We start from the raw sequence: 23,462 nt of genomic DNA, 5'->3' as shown, positions 1-23,462 counted from the left end.
CCCTAGTCGACGTAGAAGGTGTAGTAGCCGCCCTGGAGAGGACGGGTCAGCGGTGATCCGGAGCCGGGGGCCACGACCTGGTCCGGAGTCGGTCCGTTGTGGGTGACGAGGTCTTTGGCTTTCCAGTCGCCGTGTTCCCAGACCAGCGACACGGTGGTGCTCGACCACAGCGTCATGACCGAAACCGGGTCACCGGGGGCGATCGAGTCTCGTGAGACCGCGACGGTCCAGACCGCGACCTGGGCGGTGTCGGCGTTCACCGATTTGACGGTGACCGCCGCGGGCAGCACGTTGAGGACATTGCTGTCGTGCTCACCTCCGGACGCGATGTCCAGCGATTTCGTCAACCCCGGTCCGGGATTCGACGCGGCCAACGCCGACCGCACCGCGGACGCTGTCACGCGGCCTTGCCCGGCCTGCGTCAGCGCCTGCACGATGTTGACCGCTGCGGTAGCCGCGCCTGCCCGGTCACGGGTGTAGCCGGTCGGCACCCCACCGGTCACGTTGGTCGGTCCGTGTCCCGCGCGGACTTGCCCGCCGCCCGGACTGTTGTCGCTGCAGCCGTGCATCGACAACGGGGCCACTATGAAGAGCAGACCGGCGGCGCCCGCGGCCAGCAGCCACCGCATCGATACTGGTGGTGCGAGCCTACGTCGTCGCGAGCCTGCCGCTCCCGGGCGTGCCGGTGGTGTGGACGGCGACTCGGCGTCGGGCGAGAGTGACCCGAATCCTGTGGTGCTCATAGGGTTTCCCTTCGGTGTACGGCCGGGCTCAGCCGCCGACGACGAACAGGACGGTGCCGATCATCGGCGAGGCCAGCGCGACTAGACCGAGGGCGATCAGGGCGTCTTGTAGTTCCTCGGAGCCTTCGGCCAGGTCGTTGGTATAGCCGCGGGCTTTGGCGCGGCGCACTTTGAAGGCGCCGACGATCACTCGCACGACACAGCCGATCAGTACCAGGGCCCAGATGAACGCAACGAGGCGTTTCCAGGTGGAGTCCATGGCCTGTCCGAACAGCCCGAAATCGGGGGCGACGCCCCCGAGTGGGTTGGGGATCGCCGCTTCGGCTGTCGCGGCGCTGATCGTGACGATCAGGCACGCTACGGCAGCGCTTACCGCAGTTCGCCAGGCGGTGCGCAGCCGTTGTGACCGGGTCATGGTTGTCATGGGTGTGACCTTTCTGCGTGACGGTGGGTGCGGTTGGGTTGTCATGGCGTTCACCGCCGTTCGCCGTAGGGCCGGCCGTGGTGGGGGACCGCGACGTTCGCGCTCGGACAGCCGGATCCGCACCGCGTGCCGGTGTGCGTGTCATCGGGGGTGCAGCGGCGGCAGCGCTGGGGGTCGAGGCTGCTCGGGGTGCGGTAGCTGTCGGGAAGGTAGGCCGCTTCCAGCGGTGCCGACATGCGAGTCAACGCTTCAGCGAGCCCGTCTGCGACCGACGCGGCCACCTGTGTCCATGCGCGTGCCGACGAGGCCGCCAGGCGCGACCACACGATGCGCTCACCTCCCGCCAGCACCGGGTCGTGCGGCACATCCACGATTCGGGTGATGCCTGCGTGTTCGAGCGCGCCGACGATCGCCTCGCGTGCGGCCGGTTCGGCCCCGGATTGTGCGGCGAGGGTGACCACCGCTCCGGTCACCAGGTCCCGGCGCCCGTCCGCGGCGATCGTGTCGAGCATTTTCAGCGCCATGTAGGCGACGTCGCGGCGGCACACCAGCGGCACAACCAGCTGAGTGGCGTTATCGACCGACCAGGAAAACGGTTCTGCACGGTCGTTGTCGCCGCTGTCGATCACCACCATGGACCGGTGCCGTCTCAGCACCGCCATGATCGCCGCGCACTCGTTACGCCCGATCACCTCAAGGCGGCCCGAGTGATCCGAGGCCAGGACTTCGTCGAGAGTGGGTTGCAGTCGCAGGTACCGCGCCAGGCTCGAGGCGTCCGCAGCCGGGGAGCACAACGCGCGTGCATTGGCCAACACGTCGACCACGGTCGGCTCGGTGTCTGTGGTGACCGCGGCGCGCGCGGCGAGGGTGCCGCGGGATTCGTTGGCGTCCCAAGCCACGACGCTGCCGCCGCGGTGCACGCCGAAGATGTTGGCCAGCACGATCGTCACCGGGGTGACTCCTGTGCCGCCTTTGGGGTTGGCGACCAGGATCACCGGGGTGCCCGGCAATGGTTGCCGGATCCGTTCGACTGCGCGCCGATAGGCGACCTCGCTGCCGTCGCGAGGGGGACGCAGCCGGACCCCGAACGCGTTGACCCGGCCGCGCCAGCCCCATTCGGCCGGGTCGGTGTCTACGCCGTCGGCCTGTTTGAGCACGACCGGACGAGCCCGGTGGCCATCGTCTCCGGGAATGGTGTCGGGCCGCAGATTGTGTTGCCCGACCCCGTACGGGTCCGGGATCGACTCCTCCAGGTCTCCGATGGCCTCGTCGGGATCCTCGACGGCACCGTCCGGCTCCAACGGCCCGCCTGATCCCGGGCTTGGACGCAGGCGCTGGCGGCGCAGGTCTACGATCGCCTCGGCGTTGTATTCCGTTGTGCCGCCCTGGCCGTGGGCCGGTTGGGTGGCCGCCGACATGTCGTCCGGCTGGGGTTGCTGCTGGTGGTGGTGTTCGGTGCTCATCCGAATCTCCTGACTGACGGGTTGGAGCCGACAACGCTCATGGGGGCGGTCTTGACAACGTCGCCTGTGTGCGGGGCATGCACGACGGTTTTGTCGCCCACGTAGACGGCGACGTGGCCCGGCGCGGGCCCGGCGGGGAAGACCAGGTCTCCCGGCTGGATCTCCGATTCCGGTACGGGAGTCCCACGCGGATCGTCGACTTGTTCCTGGCTGGTGCGCGGCAGGATGATCCGGCCTCCGGTGGCGACGGCGACCGCGCGCATGGTGAGGCCGGAGCAGTCGAATCCGGGCGCGCCGCCTTGGGCTGCGGTGGGTCCGTCTGGCCCGCCGCCGCCCCACACGTAGGGGTATCCACTCCAGTGCATCGCCTCGGCGACGATCGCCGCGCCGACCGAGGAGCCGACCGATTCACTGCTGGCGAACGCGCGGGCGGCGGCCGGGATGGCGCGCACGTAATTGCGGGTCTCGTCGTTCTGGCAGACCTGTCCCTGCCGCAGGGTCTCCCCGGCGCCGCAGTTGTACATCGACAGCCACAGTTCGGTGAGGTCGCCGCGCAATGCGCCTTCTGCCAGGCCATGTTTCGCGGTGGCGGCCAGTTCGCAGTCGTAGCGGCCCTGGCTCAAGACGGCGTCGGGGATGCTACGGGGATCCTTTCGGCCGTCGCCGTCGGCGTCGACTCCGTGCGCGTCCCACGTCCCGGGCATGAACTGGGCAGGCCCGACCGCGCCTGCGGGGCTGCGCGCGTCCACGTTGAACCCGGACTCCTGCTGCAACTGGGCGGCCAGCAGCGGCGCGGTCACCTCCGGGCACAGTGCGGCCGCGCGGGCGATCCACGGCTCGAACGCCCCCGGCACCGAGCCCACCTTCAGTCGCGCCGCACCCGGCGAAGGGCCACACCCGCTGCGGTAACCGGGTCGCCCGATCAACCCGCCGCGGTTGGCGACCAGGACGGCGGCGTCCGTCGCGGTGCCGTCCGCACCGCGGCTGGTTAGCCATCGCATCGGATCGGTCTGTTTGCCGCCGGACAGCCGTCCCCCGGGCACGACTTCGAAATGCAGGTGCGGCCCGGACGATTCGCCCTCATTGCCGACATCGGCGATGTGCTGGCCTGCTCGCACGGTGTCGCCCGTGTGGACAAGCACGCCCGCGGCCGACATGTGCCCGTAGACCGTCGAGACAGTCCGGCCGTCACTATCCGTGGTGTCGATGACGATCCAATTCCCGAACCCGTCGGCAGGCCCGGCTGCCACCACCGTGCCGTCGGTGGCCGAGTAGATCGGCGTGCCGACCGCGGCGGCGAAATCCTGTCCGCGATGAAACTCTCCTCCCCGAGGCCCGTACGGCGAACTCGGAACGAAAGTGCCTGCCGCCATCGGCATCACGACACGGGCGGTCCCACGAGACGTCTCGCCCCGGGGCATGTCGGGAAGACAGGTGGGGTCGGTATGCCGGGATCGACCGGAGACGATGATCAGCATGACGACCGCCAAGACAACCAGTCCGATGACCATGATCGCCTTGCCGCCGGAAGTCACCGTCATGTCCGCGCTCATCACACGGCTCCGACCTGCCGGATACGCCCGGCGAACCAGTCCGTCAGCCACGTGACAGCGGTGCGCCCGGACTCATCGACGACGAATCGGTCGTAGCCCTGATGCGCGCCCGAGGCGAAGAACGATGCAGCAGAGACGCCGTCGGCGATCAGTTGGCCGAGGTCAGCCGCGCCTCGCGATGCGCTGTTGACCAAGGACTCGGCCAGTCCCGCCAGGTTCGACGCGCCGCTCATCGAGGCTGTCGGTGCGCCCGACTGCGGGGTATCGAGCGCGGCAGTGGGGGTCTTGGCGGCTCCAGTCAGTGTGTTCACCGCGGTGGTGGCGAACCCGAGCAACGTCGGAATCAGGCCGACGAGCCGGGCGCCGATGTCGACGAGGTCGCCGCCGCCGGTGATCGCCTCAGCGATGCCCCAGAGTTGTTCTTGGAGCCCGCCGACCTGCAACGCGAGCTTGACGACGTCCAGGTTCGCCAGGATGCCGACGATCACCGACGCGATCTGGGCGACGCCCTGTGGGTCTGGGATCACTGCCAGCAGCTTCGACACCGCGTGCAGGTCGACCCCAGCGGCCATTTTCACCAGGGGGTTGCACAGGTTGTTCAAGGTGCCGAACTGCTCGTGTAGGCCACGGACTTTCGCGGGCAGGTCTATGCCGCCGTCCGCGACGATGGTGGCGATCTGGCGCAGGGTGTCCAGAATCTTCGGGACATTGGTGGCGAAGCCGAGGGTGTTGGTCGCGACGTTGACCACCTGCTCGAACACCATCGACGGTTTCAGGATCGACAACACCGTCGTCGCTTGCGACAAGGTGTCCGCGGACATCGCGGTCAGCGGCGCGGTCGAGGACACCAATGCGTTCGCCGCTCCGGCGACATCGGGCGCGGGACCTCCGCTGGCCTGTGTAGCCTGCGTAGCGATCGTGGCCAACGAATCCAGGGCCGTGCCGAGGTCGCTGTTCTTCGCAGCGGTCAGCACCTGGCTCGCCTGGTGTTCGGGCGACCCGGCCGGTGCGTGTGCGAGCCGTTCGGTCGCCGATGGATTGCCGCCTGTCCAGCCGAGCAGATCAGTCAGAGACCGCAATGTGTCCTGCACCGCCGTGACCGCGCCGGGGTCGATTCGTCCGGACAGGGCCTGTGAGACAACGGTATTGAGATCGGCAGCCAGCTTCGGCAGATCGCCGCGCCCGAAATCGGATATCAGCGACTGGGTCAGTGCCTGCAGTTGCCCCGCATCGACGCCGAGCGCACCCGCCTGGTCGGTGGCACCTGCCGGGTTGTCGCCGACGGCTAGCGCGCCGTCGGGCCCAGGCGCGGAGGGTTGGTCGTTTTTCCCGCTGAGGATCCGGCCCAGGCCGGCCAGGATCGGGTTGGTCGCGGCGTTGGTGTTGCAGTACTTGTCCCGTGGATCGCACAATTGCGCGGTCACGGCCGACAGCTGGCAAAACCCGCCAGGGCGCGGTCCGGCGATGCCCTGCCCGTCCAGTGCAGGGCCGACGACTTTGCCGCCCGCCGTGCCTTGCTTCGGGTCGGCGATCAACCCGACCGCGATCACACGTTCCGGCGGGATCGGTCCTTTGCCGCAGCCGATGCTCGCGGCGAGGTCGCCGATGATGTCGGCGCCCTGGCTGTAACCGGACAACACGAATTTCGCTGCGCCGCAGCGTTGAGCGAGATCGGTGATCTCTGCGCTGGCGGCCGTGATGCCAGTGGCCTCACTGGCGCCGTAGCTCATCCCGCGGTCCCACGCTGAGGCGCTATAGCCGGGAAATCGGGCCAGGAACCGCTCACCAAACCGCTCGGCGAGTCCGGTGCCGATCGGAGCGAGCAGCCCGATCGGGCGTGCGGGGTCGGCCTGCGGGTTGGTTTCCCACGTGCCGGGCACAAAGATCCCCGCCACCGAGGGGCATCCCGATCCGCTCGGGTCTGCCGGTGCAGGTGCGGCGACGGCGGGTGTCGTTCCGGCGAGCATTGCGGTCGCGGCGAGTGCCGCAATCCAGATTGCGGGGGTGGCGATCGGTCGCTTCACAGGCCGACTCCCATCACGATGTCGGCGTAGGCCGTGGTGGTTGAGGAATGCAGCTGGTCGACGCTGATAGCGACCCCACCCGCCAGATGCGGGTCGTAGGGAATCTCGAACACGTCACGCACCCAGCCGCTCAGGCTTCGGCGGATCTCGTCAGCGACGGATTCCGTTCGCTGATCCTGGTGCGTCACAACAACTGTGGTGTCGGCGACGACGTCGCCGCCGAGGTTGTGCTCAAGCCATTTCAGACTTGCAAACAACCGGTTCGCGGCGCCGCGTCGAGCCGGGGTCGCGACAATCAGGCGGGTGTGGCCGTCGCAGATCAGCGGCAGCAGCCGCCTAGCCGAGACGTGCCCGCCGCCGTCGTAGATGCCCAGATAGCCCGACATCCTCAGCAGTCGCGCGGTCGTGCCGATGGTGGTTCGTGCGGGCAACGCTGTGTCGTCTCGCCATAGCAACCCCGCGCCGATGCTTGATGACAGCAGCAGTTCGCGCGTGATCGACGTTGCGCCGTCGGCGATTTCGTTCAGCCAGGATTGCAACGACATCGGCCGCATCAGCTCGTCGGCTCCGCGCAGGCCGAGGTCGTCGCCGGCGGTAGTCGCATCGACGGCGACCGCGTCCCAGTCGGTGGTCGCACCGATGGCCGCCGCCAGTCCCCACGTCGTGGTGGTCACGCCTGCGCCGCCGCCCGTCCCGACAACCAGGACCGCAGGAGCGATCTGCTGCGGGAACGCCAGCTCTTCGAGTTCGAACGCGGTGCTCATCGCGCATTGATCCCCGTGATCAGGACCCCGCCGTCCACGACCGTGGTGGTCATGGTCTGCCTGCCCGCCTGCGCAGCGGGACCCTGCCCCGAGCTGTTCAGGTCCGTGGCCATCGGGGGGCGGATAGGCGCACCGATTCGGTCGGTGTCGTGCAGGAATACGACTATGGCGACCACGCCGGTCACCACGCACACGCTCACCACAGTCAGCGCGAGTCTGCGACGAGTTCTAACGGCGCCGTCACGTGCTCGCCGAGACTCGATCTGCGTCCAACGAACGTCGAGGTCCTCAGACAAATCGGTCAGGTCGGAAACCCTGCTGCCCTGTGTGTCGGCGTCCGCGAGGTGACGCAGCTCTGTCGCAGCCACTCGCTCCAGATCCAACGCGGTGAGGAAGCCATCCAGCGGCCCTTGCGTGCTAGTCATCGCCGAGCCACCCGTCGGCGCTGGGGCGTGGCCGGCCCAGCTGTCCATACAGCTGTCGCCGCACCCGCCGCGCGAGTCCGGACATCAGGCGGACTAAGGCGGCATCCACCAACCGGTCAATGTGCCGTCTCACCTGCGCGAACTGTCGCGTGATCTCGACGACCATCCCACGGACCTGACACACCACGGCCTCAACACCGGACACTGTCCCGCCACTGGGCATGACGGGCCCGGCCACACCCGATTGACCAGACAGGACGCCGACCTGCCCGGACTCGGCTACCGCGAGATCGCTGCACGCTTCGGCAGCAGCGACCGGCAACGCACTGGCAATGAAAACTCGACGACAACGGGGACGTTGATCGCGACTGGACTCCCGCATTGGCGGACCCACTTCCACGGCGACCCCGCCGACGACCGCGAAAACCGCAGGCGATCAACGCCGTTCGCGGCACACGATGCTCGAACAGGATCGAGGCGAATGCGCACCGACCAGCGGCTCCGACGCAACAGCGCCGGTCACCTCACGTGTCGGGAAGCCACAGCACAACTACGCGTTTACCGCGCTGTTCGTGCTCTTGTGGCGCTACATCCGGATCCGCTGCCAGCGATCACCGGGAACCCTCAAGAAGAGGACGCACATCCAATGTAAGACCGATCACTCGACAGCGCAACCCGATAGCAAATTGCCAGGTCAGCCCCTCGACATTGCGAGTTCGATGCGGTGACAAGGTTGCCCACGGAAGAAAATGTAGGTGCAGTCTCCAAGTCCGAGCTTGTTGTACCGCCAGACTGGTCTGATGCCGCAGCGCCGGAGTTGACGGCTCGTGGTCCATGAGGAACCTCGGAGCGTGTCATGAAAGACAAGCAGGCTCGCCGCGCTGGGCGGCTGATAGCCTCGACCAAGACACTCGATCGGGGGTAGCGATGGCCGACGTGCAGATCAACTTCGGCAGCAACGAGATCAAGGCATTCAACGAAGCCGCGCGGGCAGGGAGCATCAAGTTCGATGAGCAGGCTGTACGGGAGGCTGTGCGGCTGTACGACACGATGATCAAGCAACTGATTGGCGTACGAAACAAGCTCAATACACTACGCGACCGCAAAGGCTTTGGAGGGTTTTCTTCAGGGCAAGAGCTACAGGCCGGCTTCTCCGGAAAAGCAGGCGAGGGCATCAAGGTCATCAGCCAGCTCATCGAAGGTGCGATGAGGTTGCAGGAAGCCTACCTCCGTGCAGGCGGTCTGATAGAAGAGGCGGATCAGCGCAACGCCGATACGCTCAAGTTCTTGAACGAATCCACAATGAGGAATGACACGCGCCTATGAGTCGCATCTTGATCGTGACGCCGCTGATCTCCATTGCCCTGCTCATCACCGGATGCTCATCAAGCGAAACGGAAAACAAATCTCCGAGTGCGTCGTCCACGCCGAGGCCGCCAAGCATCTCAGTTTCTGTCAAGCCTGCTCCGACGCAGTACAATCAGGGTCGGCAGTCTATAAATTTTGATCCATGCACAAATGTAAGTGACACCGTTGTATCGCAGGCGGGATTCGACCCCAGCACCCGCGAGAGAGACGACGAAATCCACGACACCTACTCATTCATCGGTTGCAAATTTGACCACAAAGAAGTAGTACGAGGGCAGAATGTTCCTACTCGCACGCTGACGATCAGCTCGACGAACATCACTCTGGATGAATTCCGCAAACGAGAAGGCATCTCGGCTACCGAAATAAAGGTTAACGGCCGGGATGCGATCACTTACAACCGACCGGATGCGGAATCCTGCTTCATAGTTATGAAGACAAATGATGGATCCCTGGACGTCCAGACAAGCGTAAGTGGGCCGTTCACCAGCGAAAAGCCGTGCGACCGGATCCGCGATGTCGCCGGGCTTATAGAGCCGACCTTGGGCTCCGCATAGAGGGCTACCGCCCGAACCGAGGACTAATTTACTGTTGTCGGATCCATTCGGGGTATTGGGCGGCGAGCGCCCTGGGTGGGATCTCGAAAGAATCAGGCACCTTCAGTAGCTTCGATTCGGGTACTTCTCGTAGGTCTGGAAGTTGCTGCTTGAACCAAGCTTTGCAGCCTTCTGGGTCGAAGTCCCGGTTCCTGCTGATCCTGGTGATCTTCCATGTTCCGAACACATTCCATCCCGGCGGCCGGTGGGCCGCTGGGTCGTGTGTGGCTGGGTCTCGGTTGGCAATTCCAGCCTTTCCAGGCTGACTAGACGAGTTTTCCAATCGAATGTCGACAACTGACATGTCGAGGGTCAAGATATTCGACTGTGTCTGCCCTTTTTCCAACCCCTTAGTAGGTACAACGTATCGGCAGACGGTCGCGGTAACCGTCTTGTCGTCGGCAGAGTATGCGGTGATGTGATTGTAGAAGTTCTCGTTCGCATCCTTGACCCAGTCGGGGCCCTCCGTTCCCTTTTCGGTCTGGGTGAAGAAGTACTCCATTTTTGATTCATTGCCGATATCGACCAATGCCTCACGATACCCGGAATACGCGCGACTCAGACCACCGTTCTTGACCAGCCACGCGGACTCATGGGAAGCACGAATGAGTTCCGCTCCACGCGCGAAGAGATCGACTCCAGCATCAGCCGACCATATATTGGCATATGGGATATCCGACTCCGGCGGTGCTGGCTTAGTGGCACACGCGTACACCTGAGAGCCAACAAGAGCGACGGAAAAAAATGCCACCGCCCATGGCCACCGCTTGAGTAGGCGCTCCCACTTCACTTGGCCCCCTGGATGCCCCGAACGATATCGCTGTAGGAGTTTCGGAACGTTTCGCCGTGGCCGTCATGCCGTCCGAGCATGTTGAACAGTTCGGCAACCTCGGAGGTCAGGCGTTCCTGTTTCGGGTCCAGTTGAATCGACTCCCAGGACTTGAGTTTTCCATTCTCGAAGAGATCCTGATAGTTGTTTTGGAGTTCTGGAGGGATTTGGGCGAAAGATAGCACCTCGTAGTTACGTTGGGTGAAGTTCGGCGGCGCTACCGTGCGTGTCTCGGCTACCTCGGGTTTTTCGCCGGTATAGCCAGCTTTCATATCGTCGCCACCAGCTGTGATGATGTCACCGACACTCTTCCCGAACGGCAGTGACTCCGTGAATCCGCGACCCAGTACCGATTTGATCCCATCGTAGGCGTTGCGTCGACGTTCCCACATGTCCTTTGCGTCGGCATAGTCTCCATCATGCTGGGCCTTGGAATCCATGAACAAACCTTTGTCCACCAAACCGCTGAGTCTGCCGGCCGTCATCAATCCGTCGGTGGCTCCTGGCAGATTCGGGTTCAGCGCGTAGGCCGCCTCGTTGCGTACGACGCTCGCGAGAGCGGCGCTGTTGAATTGGTTGCCGGCCTTGTCGTTCGTGTCCATCAACGCGAAGATATTGGCTGTGCCCCTGTAGGTCCGGTTACCTTCGGGGTCGAGCCAGCTTGTCACTTTGTCACCATTGACATGGCGCGGGATGTCGAAACCCGGTAATTCGGGACGCTGATGACCCGCTAGCGCATCAACATATGGGGACATCCCATCGGAGAGCCCTTTGATGAGTTCTGGGTTGAGCGCGCCAGCATTATGTTTTCCTTGGTAATCAATGCCGGTCAGTTCCTTCCATCGCTTATCGGGGTCGCCCTCCCCGGCGATGTACTCGGCAACAGAGCTCATGATTTTGCCCTGCCGCTCCGAAGTCTTCACCTCGACCGAATTGTTCGGATCATGGACAACCGCGTCATTATCGCTGAATTTGAACATCGACGACACAGCGGTCCCCTGATCGGTCCACTCGTGGGTGAAGATGTTCTTGAATAGCTTGTCGTGGTCTTTGCCGGTGACCAGTTCTTGGACGGCGGCCTTGTCCTTGCCCGCAGCGTCGAACATGTCCTCGGAGATGCGCATCCCGCGTTGGGTGAGGAATTGGTTGCCGTCGCCGCCATCGACCTTGAGTGAGGTCCCGTCGATCAGGCCGTGGGAGGAGTTTTTGTACTGCTCGTATCCGTCGAGGTACTTCGAGCCGACCTCGAGCAGTTTGCGGTCGACATCGCTGCCGAGTCGGTACTGCGGATCACCGGTGCCGATCATTTTGGCGATGGCTTGGTTGTCGGCGACGCCGTTGAGGTTGATCTCGTGGTCGACGAGGTATTTCGACTTGTTGGTGACCAGGTCCTCGCGGGTCAGTGACTCCCGGATCTGCTTGGGCAGCAATCCCAAGGAGCCTTTGCCGTTGTTGGGTAGCTTCGTGTCGTCGACGGCTCCGGCGTTGATCGACGGGTTTGAGATGATCTGGAATGAATTCGCGAGCGCCTTTTGTGCGTCCGGCGGCAGCTTGCTCATGATCTGCTGGATTTCCTGTGGACTCTTGCCGTCGAGTGCTCGGCTGAGCCCGTTGAGGTATTCCATTTGCGAGGCGGGGATGGTCGCGGTATCTCCGCGCTGCAAGGCAGTGATCTGATCCGGTGTGAGTTGGCCGGCGTCGATGAGGCGCTGGATCCCCTCTGCCGAGAGGTTGACTGGTTGGGTGGTCAGGTCTGTGCCGTCGGATTTGCCCTTGTCGGCGCCCAGCGCGGCTGTAGAGACGAACGCGGCACGCAACCCGGCGCGGGCGTTGTTGAGGTCTTCGCGAACCTTGTTATCAGCGTCGACAGTGGAGCGGAATGCCCCGTTCAGTTCGTTCTGTAGCTCGAGCAGCGCGCGTTTGTCATCCTCAGAGACGGATTTGCCTGGTGGAATGCTCAGGGCGAGGTTGTCGGCGATGGTGTAGCCGCGGCGGTTGGCCTCGATGAGGGCACCGCGGGCGCGACGCAACGGAGCGTCGATCTCGTCGTAGCCTTGCTTGGCGCGCTGAGCGACCGCGTTGATCTTCTCGGCGATCGTCTGGATCGTCTTCCGGTCCGCGGTAGCGCGGTCGTGGGCGGCTTGGGCACACTGGCCTTCCCAGTAGGTGCCGTTGACCTTGGTGACCGCGTCGACATAGCGGTCGAAGAGGTGCTCGAGGTCGGTCCCGAAGGCGATCCACGAGTCGCCGGTTGCGGTCAGGACGGACGGATCACACTGCTCGATCCAGGATTTCGGGGTCACGTGCGGTGTCCTTTATGCGGTCCAGTCGCCGGTCGATTTGCGATACAGGTCCAGGATCATGTCCGCGTTGCTCCCGTCGCTGTCCTTGTACTGCCGAGCCACGCTGGCCATGACGTCCCCGGTTTCGGTCAGCCGTTCGGTGATGGTCGGCATAAGCGTTTCCAGGAACAGCTCCCGCTCGATCAGGTCGGCCGCGGTGGCCGACAACAGCGGTGAATGCTTCGATGCGTCGTGGTCTCGCTTGGGCTTGACCGCGTCGGCGTCGCGCGCCAACTCCCGCAGTGTCGACCCGAGCTTGCCCAGGATCTCCAGATCCGCCTTGAACGTATCCACAAAGCCCCCCTCGTCAGCGGTGACTCCAACCGGCATGAACGAGGCCACCCTAGCATCGCGGGTCTACCCGCGACCAGGCCGAATGCCATGGCGGGCTTAGCTTTTGGCGCGACATGCCCGTCAACATGTACTGGCGTGCTCGAAGCCCGTCTCATCGAGATCCGTTGTCCGGCAGCCGTGTTAGTCTGACCGCTCAGGGGTACTGGCCTTGCAGCTCATCAAGGGGGAGAACCACATGGGCGATCACGACAAGCCGACCGGGCTTTCGGCAGTAGGTCTGCAGGATGTCATCGACCAGGGCAGCGCTCAGGCAGCAGTGCAGAAAGCCGCGGACGCGAAGGCCACCACCCAGCGCCACGATGCCGAGCTCGGTGCCGGAACCGACCCGGATTACGTCCAGACCGATGAACACTTCGAGGGCATGACGCTCGAGGCCCTGTACGCCGCGGTGCATGGCGGTGCCGACGGCAGCGGCGGGATGGACGCGGCCGGTCTGCATTCGATGCGACAGACCTGGTACGACTGCTATTCCGATGTGGTCAATGCCGCGTCCTTCAACCTCATGGGTATGAACCGAGTCTTCGGCAACGGCCTCTGGCAAGGTGCCAGCGGCAGCGCGGCACAGTCCGCGTCGCAGCTGTACGGGCATGTCGCCAATCAGGTCGGACGCGTTTTCGAATCCATGAGCTCCCGCCTCGATGGCCTCGCCTGGGCAGCCGAGGCGGTCAAGCTCGCGGTCCAGGCACCACCCGCCACCACGACCGTGACCCCCGACCCGAACAACCAGGTGGAGTCGATACTGCCGGGGCTGATCAACCCCAGCTTCTCCGATCAGCAGGACTCCGCCAAAGAGCAAGCACGCCAAGCCGCTATCCGCGCCCTGAACACGATCTACAAGGGAAGCTTCCCTCCGTCTGGATCCGGGGTGCCCACTTATGCCGATGTGGCGCAGGTAGCGGCCAACCCCGACGCGAACGTCGGCAGCCCGACAACGAGCCCTGATCCGAGCACCGGCCCGCACCCGACGGACTCGAACGATCCGAGCAAGACTCCCGGCAAAGACCCTGCCGCGCCGCAAGACCCGTCCAGTCAAAATCCCAAGGATCCCACCGGTACTCAACCGACCTCGACGAACCCGTCCAGCACCAACCCGTCGACCGTCAACCCCACCAGGACCGGACAACCCTCTGCAACACCGACCAGCCCGGCCACGACGACAACACCTGCTGGGCTCAGCCCCTCCCCCACCTCACCGGGAACGCCCAGCCCTACGCGCACCAGCCCTGGCCAGCCGGTATCCAACACACCGCGAACCGACGCCCGAACGGGAAGCCCCGGCACCCCACGCCCTGGCGCACCCATCCCAGGCGTGCCGGGAACGGGCGCACCGCTGCCGGGAACATCGAAAGCCGCACGATCAGCAGCGACCCGCACATCGACAGGACCGATGGCACCAGGTGCGGCTGGCCGACGCAAAGAGGACGACGAAGGCGAACACCGCGCACCCGATTACCTGCGCGGAGTCGCCGACGACTGGACCGCCGGGTTGGAGACACCGGTGGGCGTCATCGGCGCCGACCTGATCCATGAAGACGACCCCTTGTTCAGGACAGATCCGCTACCACCGCCGCCGGTGCTATCCGTTGCGTCGACACCGAGCGTGGCGAGCGTCGACTACCCGACCACACCTCCACCGGCCAACCCGCCGATCCCGCCCGCCCCTATACCTCCTGCACCAAGCACCGCGACGCCTGGTGGCGGTGAAACCGACAGCGCTGCAAGCAATTCCGACACCGGAGGGTTCTCCGGGACCGGACCGGCGATCGATGATCTACTGGCCGAATACGGCTGGAGCATGGAAACAACCTCGTCTGCGGCAACCGAACCGGGCACCGAGCAGACCCCTCCACCTGCGAGCACCGATCGGTGAAGACACAGACGGTCTGGAACTTCACTCCGGACGAATTCGCCTGGGTCTGGGCCGAAACCGGGCTCGACGAGTACCCGGATCCAATCAGGATCATCGAAACACCAACCACCACAGACGAATACGCGCGCTTAACCGCGGAAATCAGCACACGCTATCCTCGCCACGCCGACCCGGATCTGACCGGGCCGCTCCGAGCGCTCGCCAACCCCGACGTACGCATTGTCTGCAAAGGCCTATCCCACAACTCCCACAAGCGAGTCCGCGCCCTCGGCCTCGCAGTCGCCGACCTCGGGGTCATCCTGTTCCAAAAGTCCGGCACCACAGCCGATTTCGGCGGCGACATCAAACTGGTAGTCACCCAACGCCACAACCTCGGCAAACACATCGCCGCCACCATGCCGCCCGCACCCGCTGGCACCGTGGAAAAGATGATCGGCTACACCCCACGTGTCCGAGGCGACGAACCCCCCACGTCATGGACACCAGCGCGCAGCGGCGAATATCCGCCGGAGGAGCGAATTCGCGCCCTACTGCGCCTACCACGCAACGCCGAAGGCCATCTCCGCATCGAACAGTCACCACACGCTCGACACCAACATCCTCCGTCCTATTCGAGCTGGATCGACATCCGTGACGGACTACCCGCGGCGGGCCGCTACCTGATCACCGTCGATAACGACGAATGTGTCGTCATCCCGGCCTCCGCAGCGACCATCGCCCGCGAGTTGACTCAGCGCGCACGACTTGCTCATGCTTGAATTGCTTTGGTGCAGCGGCGATTCCGCCCACTCGGCATTCGAACCTGCTTCTCCTCACCGAGCGCCCGGAGCTATGGCGCCGCGCCGACCACAAGCCAGTGGATCCATACCTATGCGCGGTTCGAATCTTGGTCTTCTGCAGGGAATCCGAAGTCCGGAAGACGCCGCACTCCGGAAGCGATCTCGAAAGCGAGGTCACTGTAGGCAAGCGCCAGCTCATCGAGTCGATGTTGTGCGGAGCGGACTCGCTCACCCGATGGATCCGAGGCCGGGGTGTCGCGCGCGGCGACCGCGAACTCGGCGAGGCGGTCTACAACCATGCCCACGGTTTCGGTATGTACACATGCGGCGCTGAATGTTGGAGGCTTCTCTCCATCAACCCAGCTATCGATTGCGCGCACCCATCGGGAACGCTCGCGATCAATCACGCCCACCGCGTCCGGGGCTGCGTCACGGCGTGCTTCATGCAGGCTGATCAGCTCGTATGCGGCCAGGAGCACTGGATGGTCGATGGTTACCGTCCCGGCGCACGCCTGCAGAATCATGTCTTTCGAAGGCAGAGGCGTTGTCATGACCACCACACCTCACCGATCACCTTGCACAACTCAGAACTCCTCTCATTCCTCAAATGCATTGATGTGCTGCGCTTTTCAGCGCCCACCGCTGTTGGACGATGATCTGGGCCCGCCGGGCGTGACGGGACAGGCTCGACGGGTCTTGGCGACGATCGTGATGGGTCAAGATCTGGGCTTGCGTCATGGTTGTCCTTGCTGGCCGGTTCGCTTCCGGGCCGAGGTGGTCGGGGTCGAGGCGCGGTGGACGATCAGGACGTGGTCGGCGCGGGGGCGTCCGCGATCGTCGTGGGCGATGGTGTAGGTGACGGTGTCCCCTTCCTGTGGTGGGGCAGCGTCGGGGTCGGCCAGTCCGGCGGCGGGCACATACATATCGGGAGCGTCGTCGGTTCCGGCGATGAATCCGTAGCCCCGTTGTGGGAGGTAGAACTTGATGACACCGGTCGGCATGGGAACAGGCTCCTTGTCAGTCATTTCGTCGGATGGGGGCAGGAGATACGGGTGAGCTGGAGAAGGGTTGGTCACCGGTCGGCGTCGCCGCCGTTGATCGCTTCGGCGGCGGGGTTGTCGGGGCGGGTTTGCGGGATGACTCGTGCCAGCCAGTGGTCGAAGGAGGTGTGGTCGATCGAGGTTGTGACGGTGAGGAGTTTCCCGGTCGGGTGCCGGTAGAGGCGGGCGTCGGGGCCGGTGAGGATCGGTTCGGTGAGGAACTGGGCGACTCGGGCGCCGAGGGCGACGGCGACTGCGACCGAGTCGGCTTGCCAGCTGCCGTGTGGGCGGCGGGCGAACCAGCGGTCGCAGTAGGTCGCAGCCAGCTGGGCGAAGGGGGTGTCGGTGGTGTGGAACCAGGTCACCAGGGGTGAGTCCGGGGTGAGGCGGAGCCGGTCGTGGTTGGTGTGGGTCGACAGCACCAGGCGGGGCCGGTGTGCCATGCGCAGGGTGATTCCGGCGGCGGTTTGGTCGATGTGCAGGTTGTGGCTGGCGCGATCGGGTTTGCGGTAGTGGTCGAGCCATCCGCCTTGCAGCACGATCTGAATCTGCTCGCTCAGATGCGGGTGCAGGCACAACACTGCGGCGATATTGGTCAGCGCGCCCAACCCGATCACCGTGGTCGGGGCGTGTTCGGCGTGCACGGCCACGACCTCGGCGGCATCGGTATAGGTTGCCGGGACCACGGGCAGGGGGTAGTCGGCGAAGAGGAAGCGGGTGTCGCTGTCGGGCAGTTCGCTGCCCGCGACGACGGGCACTTCGGGGCGGCCGAGGAGATCCAGCACCAGCCTCGCCAGCGCGGCGCGCCGCCCGCGGGTCTCGTCGGAGGTGATCACGATCAACCGGTTCATGGTGCGCGCGGCCACCCACAACGCGATCAACTCGTCGATGTCGTAACCGATTTGGCTGTCGAGCACATAGACCTGCGCATCGTCACCGACCGGGGTCGGCGCGATAGCCGCCAGGGGCCCGACGAACTCGGCCGGGGTGACGGGGGAAACGGGTTCAGCATTCACGACGAGGTATCTCCTTCAGTGGTTTCCGGGTAGCCGTCCGAGACATTCGGTGGGATTCGATTCGGGTGCACCGGATTTCGGTGTCCTGCTGCGCGGGTTCGGCGAAATCGGTTGTGGCCGTGGCTGTGTCCATGTCGAACAACAGCTCGTCTGTGTCGCCTTCGGCCAGGCGGATGAGGCTGGCCAGCCGGACCAGGCAGTCGTCGGGCGGATGATGGGGGTGCAGGTCGTGGAGCTGGTGTGCGCGGGCCCGGGTGAGTGGTTCGCAGAACTCGACCCGGCACAGCACTTCCGCGAACCGGCTCTCGGCGGTCACGAACAGATGCGGAGGCCACCGGTCACCGGACACGACGACGGTCCCCGAACTCGGCGGCAGTGTCAGCGACAGCATCCGCCAGGGCGGTGATGCTGGGCCGGGTCCGGCCCTGCGGCGGGCGTATCCACACCCGGGTCGCGTCGCCGGGGGTCGGTAACCCGATCAGCCCGCGTGGTACCACGACCATCACCCCGAATCGCAACAGCCGCATCGCGATCCGTTGGGACTGCCCCATCGAGGCCGGGCCGTCGGCCAGCAGCATCCACACCGTCGGATGAATCGAGACCACCGGCACCGGTGCCACACCCTCGGTGGCGACCACCCGCGCCGCCAGTGGACGCGGCAGTGTTAACCCCATCACCGAACCGGCGCTCACGTAAATGCCGTCATAGGTATAGAAGGCGTTCAAACCGAATTCACGCTGATAAACCCCGCACCGCTCGGCAACTATTCGAGGCGATATGTGATGACTTGTTTCGAGCATGGCTGTGGTAGGCATCGAATTTCTCCTTTCGGGATAATTGATTAATTCGAGTTCGGGATAACCGGAAAAGGATTTTCGTGACCGATGCGCAGTGACTGGAATCAGGAGGTCGGTAGTGTGCGCGCTTTCAGGTGGGGATCGACGCATTCGCGGATCAGGGCCAGCATCAGCTGCATCGACGGAATCGAGTTGGCGGGGGCGGGGGCGGGGGCGGTAACCCAGAACTCCTCCGCGCCTTGCTGCGACAGTTTCCTCGGTAGCAGCAGGCGAGTTCTCGGTGGGAGGACGATCACGGCGTGAGCGCGCAGCAGTTTCCTGGTTCCCGGGCTGATTCGGCGGCGGGGATCGGGGGCGACCAGCGCCACATGGTGGCCCCACAGCCGGTCCTGGAACACCGGGATGTCCGCGGTGAGCAGGGCGCGGGTCGCGCGGCTCACCGCGCCCGGCATCAGGATCGCCCCGATCGAGGCGTCGGTCTCCAGTTTCGGGTAACCGTCAACCCACGCGGCGGTCGTCAGCCCGCACTGGCGATACCAGCGGCACAAATCCTCGACGTCGCCGGTGAAGTCGGGTGTCGGGTTCGGGTCAGCGGGCATCGGCGACCTCCACCACGTGTGCGCGGCCTTGGCGGGCGATGTAGTCCAGTACGCAGATGCGGGCCACTCCCATCCCGGACAGGTGCCCGGCGATGGTCAACACCATGTGCGCTTCCGCGCGAACGCACTCGGCGACCAACCGCACCAACTCCGGAGGCAGCTGGCAGCTCTGCGGCGAGGACTCGTGGAACACGCCGGCGAGCTGATGCTGGTACTCGGCGAAAGCGATACGAGCCAGCGCGGCGTCGTACGCCTCCACCGTGTCCTCGTCAACAAGATCGAGACGCAGATAGCCATAACACAACGGCGGCAACGTCACCGAGCCCCCGATGAGTGGCCCAGTGCCGCAATCGTTCACCGCGTTCGGATCACGATTTCGATGATGCTCAAACATGACACGAACAACTCCCTTGCCTGAATGCCCGGCACGTACACATGGATGCCGAGACCCTGTGCGGCGACCACGCCGGATCGGGGCAGTCGCCCGTAGATGCTCAGATGCCGTCATCACCCCCTAGTAGGCCCGTCGCCCACGGCGACCCCGGTGGTCACCGCGGCCACCGCCGCCCTGACGACAGGTCCCAATTCCGGGCCGGTGGAGTTGGGGGTGGCAGAGGCTTCCGTGGCCAGCAACACTCCTGCGGTTGCAGGGTCCACAGATCAGCGTCGACCCGGATGGTCCCCATCCAGCCGTACACATGCCACAGCGCGGGGACCACTACTACCGAAACTCCGGCTGGCGCAAGCGAGGCGAACAACCGCGGGAACTCGGCCTCCGACTCGACGACAACCACATCAATCAACTCGACGTCGCGTTCAGGATCGTCGGCCCACTCTGCGATCTGATCGGCAAACATCCTGGGCTGCAGCGTCCCGCACCGATCCGCACACACCACGCCGAGGACCCGTTCGGTCACCACAACACACCCCCGGCGGAGCCGAATTCGGTCCCGAGTTGCACAGCGGCAACCGTGTAGGCCAACTGCTGCATGCCGTGGCCAACGATCAACGATCCGATCAGACGTACCGACATGCTCATCGATCCCTCCAAAGCTCGGCACCGCAACCCGTGGGCGGGGTCCGTTGTTCGATGCACGCACCCCCAACGACCAGGGCTTGGTACACCTTTGTGTAATCTGAATCACATAGTGCGCTGTAGGTTACTATGTAAATTTACATGTGGCAATACGCACGATCGAATGCTCGCTGCGTCGCGTTATCGTGCTAACAGCTGACGTAGACATGGAGGTCGAATTGACTGAGGCGGGCAGGCGTGCCGATCCCAACGCTCTCCGGTTCCTGATCGGCCGGGAACTCAAAGATGCACGTGAACGCGCACGTATGTCGCAAAAGCAGGCTGGCGAGCGAATCGACTGCACAGCCACCAAGATCAACTACCTCGAGACGGGCAAGACTATGCAGCAGCCGAGCGAGGTCGCAGTGCTGCTGGAGGCGTACGGAGCCGATCGCATTCACGTCGAACGGATCTCGGCCCTCGCGGCGCAAGCAGATCAGACTACGTGGTGGGCGCCCTTCAGTCCGGCCTTTCCCAACTGGTTCAAGACGTTCGTTGGTCTGGAAGGCTTGGCCGAGAGCCAGTTCTGCTACACGTCACTGCATCTGCCCGGACAGCTGCAAACACCCGAGTACGCCGCAGCCCTTCTGGAAGGTCATTTGCGGGTCGCCCCCGCCGACGCATCACAGGTGGTTCGCGCACGCATGGCGCGTCAGCGTCTCACTGGCGAACATCCGTTGCACCTGCGCGTAATTATCGAAGAGTACGTGCTCGACCGAGCTGCAGGCGGGCCGGAGGTTATGGGTCCTCAGCTGAAACACCTGCTCAAGCTGACCAAACTGCCCAATGTCGAGCTGCACGTCATGCCGATAACCGTTGCGGTACACGATGGCCTGGACGGCGACTTCATCGTGTTGAATTTCGAATCCGCCCGCAGCATCGGTTACATCGAGTATCCGGCTGGAGCCCTTTACGTACAGGAAGAGGACCAGGTCGAGTTGTATAAGATGGCAATCGATCGGATGTGCGCAGCCGCACTGTCCGAGCCCGACTCCGTCGATGCAATCAAGAGTCGGCTGGCGAAACTTGGGAAATAGGGAGCAAGCGATGAGCACCGCAGACCGCCTTGCATGGCGGACGTCCAGCTACAGCGGGAACGGGGAAGGCTGCGTCGATGTCGCTCCTGCGCATGACACCGTATATGTGCGTCACGCCAAGTACCACGATCACGGCACCATCGTCTTCGAAGCAGCGCAGTGGTCGAGCTTTGTCGAAGAGGCCCTCAGGAACGACGGCAGTCGCAACGGTGTTGCTCTGATCACGACCGACCGAGATGACACGGTTGTGTCGGCAGGAACCGTGCAGCTACGATTCAACCCCGTCGAGTGGCGGGCGTTTCTGGCGGGAGCCGCGGACGGCGAGTTTGATTTCGCCGCTGAGACAAAGCCAGCTGTGTGTAGGGTCCGGAAACTCGTGGCGGAATCTCAAAATGAGTGACGGCAGCTTGTCGGATCGCTGAGACTTCGCAGGTCACAGCATTCCAAGCTCTGGCGGTGACAGTCGAACGATGAAGAAATGCCACCGTTTTGAGACTGGAGGCCGATGACGGCGTTTTGAGACTAGATAAAAGCCGCAGGTCACAGCGTCGTGAGATGCCATGACTTTCCGGACCCTACACTGTGTTGTAGGGTCCCAGAAGTCGTGGCCAAATCTCAGAATGATTGGCCACGACTTGGCCAGTTGGCCACCGGCGTGAGATTCCGCAGGCAACAGCCCTGCGTGGTGTCGTGTACCACCGCCGAGGGACCACCACGTTGCCAGTCGTAGGACCACTGGCAGCTCCGCAGAAGTGGAACGGGTTATCGCGCTGCTGATTGGCGGATGCCGCGTTATCGAACGACCGATATGCGGCATTACCGCGCGTTGGCCGCCGACATGCCCCACAACTTAGGTCAGCAGGGTAATTGGCCTGCGTTGCTCCTAGTTGGGCACACACTCCCGGGAGTCTGGGTCGTAGTGGGTACCTTCGGGGCAGTCGTACGTATACGCATAACCGTTGGCGCATTTGACGAACTGGCTGGGATCGCCGGGGTATTCGTGGTTACCGTTAGGAAGGTCAGCGCAGTAATCCGGCGGCAGTGGGGTACTCATCGGCCCATCATCCCAGGGCGGCCCGTCCTCTGCCGGGGAATGCTTCTGTGTCAACGTTTTTCATTCCACCGGTCCGAACGGTAGTCGCCGTTCTGGCGCGGCGGGCCGGTGACGCAACGAGCCACGCTGCGTCACGTTAGCGGCACTAGCGAACGTTCTGCGTCAGTTCGGTCTCGGGATACAGAACGCTCGCCCAGCGGCATCTCAGGATGCCCTTCGGTGCAGCCGGTCTCGGCTCCGCCTCGAGTGCCGCGCCCGAGTTCTCGAGCCGTGGTAGATCCGAGATCCCTGCGCGGGTCCGTGTTGGCTCAGGGTTCCTGCTCGAAGATGAGCCCAACTTGAGCCCGTTCCGCCAGCCATGCCGACTGTTCGGCGTCGGTTTTCCAGGAGGCGATCTGGTCCAGGGCTCCCGCTCGCGTTTGTAAGCAACTTCCCCCGGCGCGGAGTAACCGACAGTTCCGTCGATCCCGACCTTGGTTGGATTTCCTACGCCGGTGTGCGGGACATCCAGCAGGACATCGTTGCCATCGATCCCTTGATAGTTCCCCGCGACTTTGCCCCACCGTACCGAGTGATTATGATCTTGGTTCCCTTGGCCAAGCTGGAAAAATCTGTGGCGGTTGCCATTTCGTGCTCCTCTCGCCGTCCTGGCCAGTATGAGCGCAGTTCACACCCCAGGGGCCGTTTCGATCAGGCACGGCGCACCCCGGAATAGACGTAGCGCCCACGCGAAGTTGCCGGAACCAGGCTCGGCAACTCGAATCGCAGATAAGGGCAAAGGCCCATAATCGGCATGTGCGTGTATTGCGTGCCCCGTGAGGCACTGCCCGTTGATCTTGCGAATCACTCCGGTATCACCATGTCGACATACTCTCCGGACGAGGCGCTGATCCCATGCCCGACGGTGAGGTTACGCATCCTGGATGAAGGCGGAACCGTAGCGGCTCCCCCGCTCACCAGCAGGTAGGCGCGAGCAAGTGTCTCCAATGCCTCGGCGCCCTTGCCCGATTGCTTGGCGGTGATCGTTTGGGCTTCGGCGGCGATGGCTGCCAGTAGCGCGTCGCGGGCGTCGACGGCGGGGGCGGGTAGGTCGGGGGCGGTAATAGTGATCGGAATCTGTTGCGCCTCGGGGCTTCGAGGGTCTCGATGTTCTCGGGGACTGTACGGCTTCATCGCGCACGGCGGTCTCCGATAGCGAGCCGCGAACCAAGTCGGTGGCGTTGGTCGTACCGGCTGGCAGGCGCCGATAGTACTGATACGTCAGCTTGGGGCCATTCCAGGGCAGGGGCTGGAAGTCGACGTGGTATTTG

At 64.1% G+C, this 23,462-nt stretch carries 26 protein-coding genes; 7 read left to right on the top strand and 19 right to left on the bottom strand.

Annotated elements, in window-relative coordinates; genetic code table 11:
• Positions 1 to 2: 2 nt before the first annotated feature.
• The 7 genes from F5544_RS09765 to F5544_RS09735 form a co-directional block, all read right to left on the bottom strand.
• The gene (locus tag F5544_RS09765) at positions 3 to 629 is read right to left on the bottom strand and encodes a hypothetical protein (protein WP_167472893.1); all 627 of its coding nucleotides are present in this window, start codon (positions 627 to 629) and stop codon (positions 3 to 5) included.
• A 142-nt stretch (positions 630 to 771) separates the two neighbouring features.
• Positions 772 to 1,167 carry a hypothetical protein gene (locus F5544_RS09760; RefSeq protein ID WP_167472892.1) on the bottom strand — a complete coding sequence of 132 codons (396 nt, stop codon included), beginning with the start codon at positions 1,165 to 1,167 and terminating at the stop codon, positions 772 to 774.
• A 50-nt stretch (positions 1,168 to 1,217) separates the two neighbouring features.
• Positions 1,218 to 2,630: a MinD/ParA family ATP-binding protein gene (locus F5544_RS09755; RefSeq protein ID WP_167472891.1), complete on the bottom strand. Its 1,413-nt coding sequence runs from the start codon at positions 2,628 to 2,630 to the stop codon at positions 1,218 to 1,220.
• Complete coding sequence (locus F5544_RS09750; RefSeq protein WP_238847176.1) at positions 2,627 to 4,171, bottom strand: peptidoglycan DD-metalloendopeptidase family protein; 1,545 nt, start codon at positions 4,169 to 4,171, stop codon at positions 2,627 to 2,629. Before F5544_RS09750 ends, F5544_RS09755 begins: the two co-directional genes overlap by 4 nt.
• An 11-nt stretch (positions 4,172 to 4,182) precedes the next feature.
• Positions 4,183 to 6,207 carry a cutinase family protein gene (locus tag F5544_RS09745; RefSeq protein ID WP_167472889.1) on the bottom strand — a complete coding sequence of 675 codons (2,025 nt, stop codon included), beginning with the start codon at positions 6,205 to 6,207 and terminating at the stop codon, positions 4,183 to 4,185.
• Positions 6,204 to 6,971, bottom strand: coding sequence for a hypothetical protein (locus F5544_RS09740; RefSeq protein ID WP_167472888.1), 768 nt, complete (start codon positions 6,969 to 6,971; stop codon positions 6,204 to 6,206). The genes F5544_RS09745 and F5544_RS09740 overlap by 4 nt, the downstream gene beginning before the upstream one ends.
• Positions 6,968 to 7,396 carry a hypothetical protein gene (locus F5544_RS09735; RefSeq protein WP_167472887.1) on the bottom strand — a complete coding sequence of 143 codons (429 nt, stop codon included), beginning with the start codon at positions 7,394 to 7,396 and terminating at the stop codon, positions 6,968 to 6,970. The genes F5544_RS09740 and F5544_RS09735 overlap by 4 nt, the downstream gene beginning before the upstream one ends.
• A 927-nt stretch (positions 7,397 to 8,323) precedes the next feature.
• Between F5544_RS09735 and F5544_RS09730 the strand changes: the two genes are divergently transcribed.
• A complete protein-coding gene (locus F5544_RS09730) occupies positions 8,324 to 8,722 on the top strand; it encodes a hypothetical protein (RefSeq protein ID WP_167472886.1) in 399 nt (132 codons plus the stop codon).
• Positions 8,723 to 8,736: 14 nt separating this feature from the next.
• A complete protein-coding gene (locus F5544_RS09725) occupies positions 8,737 to 9,321 on the top strand; it encodes a DUF3558 domain-containing protein (RefSeq protein WP_167472885.1) in 585 nt (194 codons plus the stop codon).
• Positions 9,322 to 9,349: 28 nt separating this feature from the next.
• Here F5544_RS09725 and F5544_RS09720 read toward each other — a convergent pair whose 3' ends face one another.
• The 3 genes from F5544_RS09720 to F5544_RS09710 form a co-directional block, all read right to left on the bottom strand.
• A complete protein-coding gene (locus F5544_RS09720) occupies positions 9,350 to 9,889 on the bottom strand; it encodes a hypothetical protein (protein ID WP_167472884.1) in 540 nt (179 codons plus the stop codon).
• A gap of 257 nt (positions 9,890 to 10,146) precedes the next feature.
• Positions 10,147 to 12,492, bottom strand: coding sequence for a hypothetical protein (locus tag F5544_RS09715; RefSeq protein ID WP_167472883.1), 2,346 nt, complete (start codon positions 12,490 to 12,492; stop codon positions 10,147 to 10,149).
• A 12-nt stretch (positions 12,493 to 12,504) separates the two neighbouring features.
• Positions 12,505 to 12,825, bottom strand: a complete 321-nt coding sequence (locus F5544_RS09710; protein WP_167472882.1) for a hypothetical protein — start codon at positions 12,823 to 12,825, stop codon at positions 12,505 to 12,507.
• Between the two features lie 208 nt (positions 12,826 to 13,033).
• Here F5544_RS09710 and F5544_RS09705 point away from each other — a divergent pair, with 208 nt between their 5' ends.
• Together F5544_RS09705 and F5544_RS09700 are read left to right on the top strand one after the other, a co-directional pair.
• The gene (locus tag F5544_RS09705; protein ID WP_167472881.1) at positions 13,034 to 14,755 is read left to right on the top strand and encodes a hypothetical protein; all 1,722 of its coding nucleotides are present in this window, start codon (positions 13,034 to 13,036) and stop codon (positions 14,753 to 14,755) included.
• The gene (locus F5544_RS09700) at positions 14,752 to 15,513 is read left to right on the top strand and encodes an ESX secretion-associated protein EspG (protein ID WP_167472880.1); all 762 of its coding nucleotides are present in this window, start codon (positions 14,752 to 14,754) and stop codon (positions 15,511 to 15,513) included. Before F5544_RS09705 ends, F5544_RS09700 begins: the two co-directional genes overlap by 4 nt.
• A gap of 110 nt (positions 15,514 to 15,623) precedes the next feature.
• On the opposite strand, the gene F5544_RS09695 is transcribed toward F5544_RS09700, so the two are convergent.
• From F5544_RS09695 to F5544_RS09665, 7 genes are all read right to left on the bottom strand, one after another.
• Positions 15,624 to 16,085 carry a DUF4254 domain-containing protein gene (locus tag F5544_RS09695; RefSeq protein ID WP_167472879.1) on the bottom strand — a complete coding sequence of 154 codons (462 nt, stop codon included), beginning with the start codon at positions 16,083 to 16,085 and terminating at the stop codon, positions 15,624 to 15,626.
• Positions 16,086 to 16,268: 183 nt separating this feature from the next.
• Positions 16,269 to 16,535, bottom strand: coding sequence for a cold-shock protein (locus tag F5544_RS09690; RefSeq protein WP_167472878.1), 267 nt, complete (start codon positions 16,533 to 16,535; stop codon positions 16,269 to 16,271).
• A 71-nt stretch (positions 16,536 to 16,606) separates the two neighbouring features.
• Positions 16,607 to 17,590 (bottom strand): nucleoside hydrolase, encoded by a 984-nt coding sequence (locus tag F5544_RS09685; protein WP_167472877.1) that lies wholly within the window; start codon positions 17,588 to 17,590, stop codon positions 16,607 to 16,609.
• On the bottom strand, positions 17,580 to 17,906 hold the full coding sequence (locus F5544_RS09680; protein WP_167472876.1) for a hypothetical protein: 327 nt from the start codon (positions 17,904 to 17,906) through the stop codon (positions 17,580 to 17,582). Before F5544_RS09680 ends, F5544_RS09685 begins: the two co-directional genes overlap by 11 nt.
• A 22-nt stretch (positions 17,907 to 17,928) precedes the next feature.
• Positions 17,929 to 18,405 carry a hypothetical protein gene (locus tag F5544_RS09675; RefSeq protein WP_167472875.1) on the bottom strand — a complete coding sequence of 159 codons (477 nt, stop codon included), beginning with the start codon at positions 18,403 to 18,405 and terminating at the stop codon, positions 17,929 to 17,931.
• Positions 18,406 to 18,491: 86 nt separating this feature from the next.
• Positions 18,492 to 18,986: a hypothetical protein gene (locus F5544_RS09670; RefSeq protein ID WP_167472874.1), complete on the bottom strand. Its 495-nt coding sequence runs from the start codon at positions 18,984 to 18,986 to the stop codon at positions 18,492 to 18,494.
• Complete coding sequence (locus tag F5544_RS09665; RefSeq protein WP_167472873.1) at positions 18,976 to 19,305, bottom strand: hypothetical protein; 330 nt, start codon at positions 19,303 to 19,305, stop codon at positions 18,976 to 18,978. Before F5544_RS09665 ends, F5544_RS09670 begins: the two co-directional genes overlap by 11 nt.
• Before the next feature lie 379 nt (positions 19,306 to 19,684).
• Between F5544_RS09665 and F5544_RS09660 the strand changes: the two genes are divergently transcribed.
• From F5544_RS09660 to F5544_RS09650, 3 genes are all read left to right on the top strand, one after another.
• Positions 19,685 to 19,963 (top strand): hypothetical protein, encoded by a 279-nt coding sequence (locus F5544_RS09660; RefSeq protein ID WP_167472872.1) that lies wholly within the window; start codon positions 19,685 to 19,687, stop codon positions 19,961 to 19,963.
• 265 nt (positions 19,964 to 20,228) lie between these two features.
• A complete protein-coding gene (locus F5544_RS09655; protein WP_167472871.1) occupies positions 20,229 to 21,098 on the top strand; it encodes a helix-turn-helix domain-containing protein in 870 nt (289 codons plus the stop codon).
• Positions 21,099 to 21,108: 10 nt separating this feature from the next.
• A complete protein-coding gene (locus F5544_RS09650; RefSeq protein WP_167472870.1) occupies positions 21,109 to 21,498 on the top strand; it encodes a DUF397 domain-containing protein in 390 nt (129 codons plus the stop codon).
• Between the two features lie 483 nt (positions 21,499 to 21,981).
• Here the strand turns inward: F5544_RS09650 and F5544_RS47470 are convergent, their stop codons facing one another.
• Together F5544_RS47470 and F5544_RS09640 are read right to left on the bottom strand one after the other, a co-directional pair.
• On the bottom strand, positions 21,982 to 22,152 hold the full coding sequence (locus F5544_RS47470; protein ID WP_167472869.1) for a chitin binding peritrophin-A domain-containing protein: 171 nt from the start codon (positions 22,150 to 22,152) through the stop codon (positions 21,982 to 21,984).
• A gap of 843 nt (positions 22,153 to 22,995) precedes the next feature.
• Positions 22,996 to 23,325 carry a hypothetical protein gene (locus F5544_RS09640; protein WP_167472868.1) on the bottom strand — a complete coding sequence of 110 codons (330 nt, stop codon included), beginning with the start codon at positions 23,323 to 23,325 and terminating at the stop codon, positions 22,996 to 22,998.
• Positions 23,326 to 23,462: the final 137 nt, after the last annotated feature.

This window comes from Nocardia arthritidis, from assembly GCF_011801145.1.
GTDB lineage: Bacteria > Actinomycetota > Actinomycetes > Mycobacteriales > Mycobacteriaceae > Nocardia > Nocardia arthritidis_A.
The sequence above is the reverse complement of the archived record's forward strand: the minus strand, read 5'-3'. Positions and strand labels throughout refer to the sequence as shown.

Bases quoted from the DNA above. Each gene is read 5' to 3' on its own strand.
- F5544_RS09675 (WP_167472875.1), bottom strand. From the start codon at position 18,405: ATGCCTACCACAGCCATGCTCGAAACAAGTCATCACATATCGCCTCGA.
- F5544_RS09755 (WP_167472891.1), bottom strand. From the start codon at position 2,630: ATGAGCACCGAACACCACCACCAGCAGCAACCCCAGCCGGACGACATG.
- F5544_RS47470 (WP_167472869.1), bottom strand. From the start codon at position 22,152: ATGAGTACCCCACTGCCGCCGGATTACTGCGCTGACCTTCCTAACGGT.
- F5544_RS09690 (WP_167472878.1), bottom strand. From the start codon at position 16,535: ATGCCGACCGGTGTCATCAAGTTCTACCTCCCACAACGGGGCTACGGA.
- F5544_RS09765 (WP_167472893.1), bottom strand. From the start codon at position 629: ATGCGGTGGCTGCTGGCCGCGGGCGCCGCCGGTCTGCTCTTCATAGTG.
- F5544_RS09750 (WP_238847176.1), bottom strand. From the start codon at position 4,171: ATGACGGTGACTTCCGGCGGCAAGGCGATCATGGTCATCGGACTGGTT.
- F5544_RS09640 (WP_167472868.1), bottom strand. From the start codon at position 23,325: ATGAAGCCGTACAGTCCCCGAGAACATCGAGACCCTCGAAGCCCCGAG.
- F5544_RS09695 (WP_167472879.1), bottom strand. From the start codon at position 16,085: ATGACAACGCCTCTGCCTTCGAAAGACATGATTCTGCAGGCGTGCGCC.
- F5544_RS09735 (WP_167472887.1), bottom strand. From the start codon at position 7,396: ATGACTAGCACGCAAGGGCCGCTGGATGGCTTCCTCACCGCGTTGGAT.
- F5544_RS09655 (WP_167472871.1), top strand. From the start codon at position 20,229: ATGGAGGTCGAATTGACTGAGGCGGGCAGGCGTGCCGATCCCAACGCT.
- F5544_RS09730 (WP_167472886.1), top strand. From the start codon at position 8,324: ATGGCCGACGTGCAGATCAACTTCGGCAGCAACGAGATCAAGGCATTC.
- F5544_RS09650 (WP_167472870.1), top strand. From the start codon at position 21,109: ATGAGCACCGCAGACCGCCTTGCATGGCGGACGTCCAGCTACAGCGGG.
- F5544_RS09660 (WP_167472872.1), top strand. From the start codon at position 19,685: ATGCCACAGCGCGGGGACCACTACTACCGAAACTCCGGCTGGCGCAAG.
- F5544_RS09740 (WP_167472888.1), bottom strand. From the start codon at position 6,971: ATGAGCACCGCGTTCGAACTCGAAGAGCTGGCGTTCCCGCAGCAGATC.
- F5544_RS09760 (WP_167472892.1), bottom strand. From the start codon at position 1,167: ATGACAACCATGACCCGGTCACAACGGCTGCGCACCGCCTGGCGAACT.
- F5544_RS09670 (WP_167472874.1), bottom strand. From the start codon at position 18,986: ATGCCCGCTGACCCGAACCCGACACCCGACTTCACCGGCGACGTCGAG.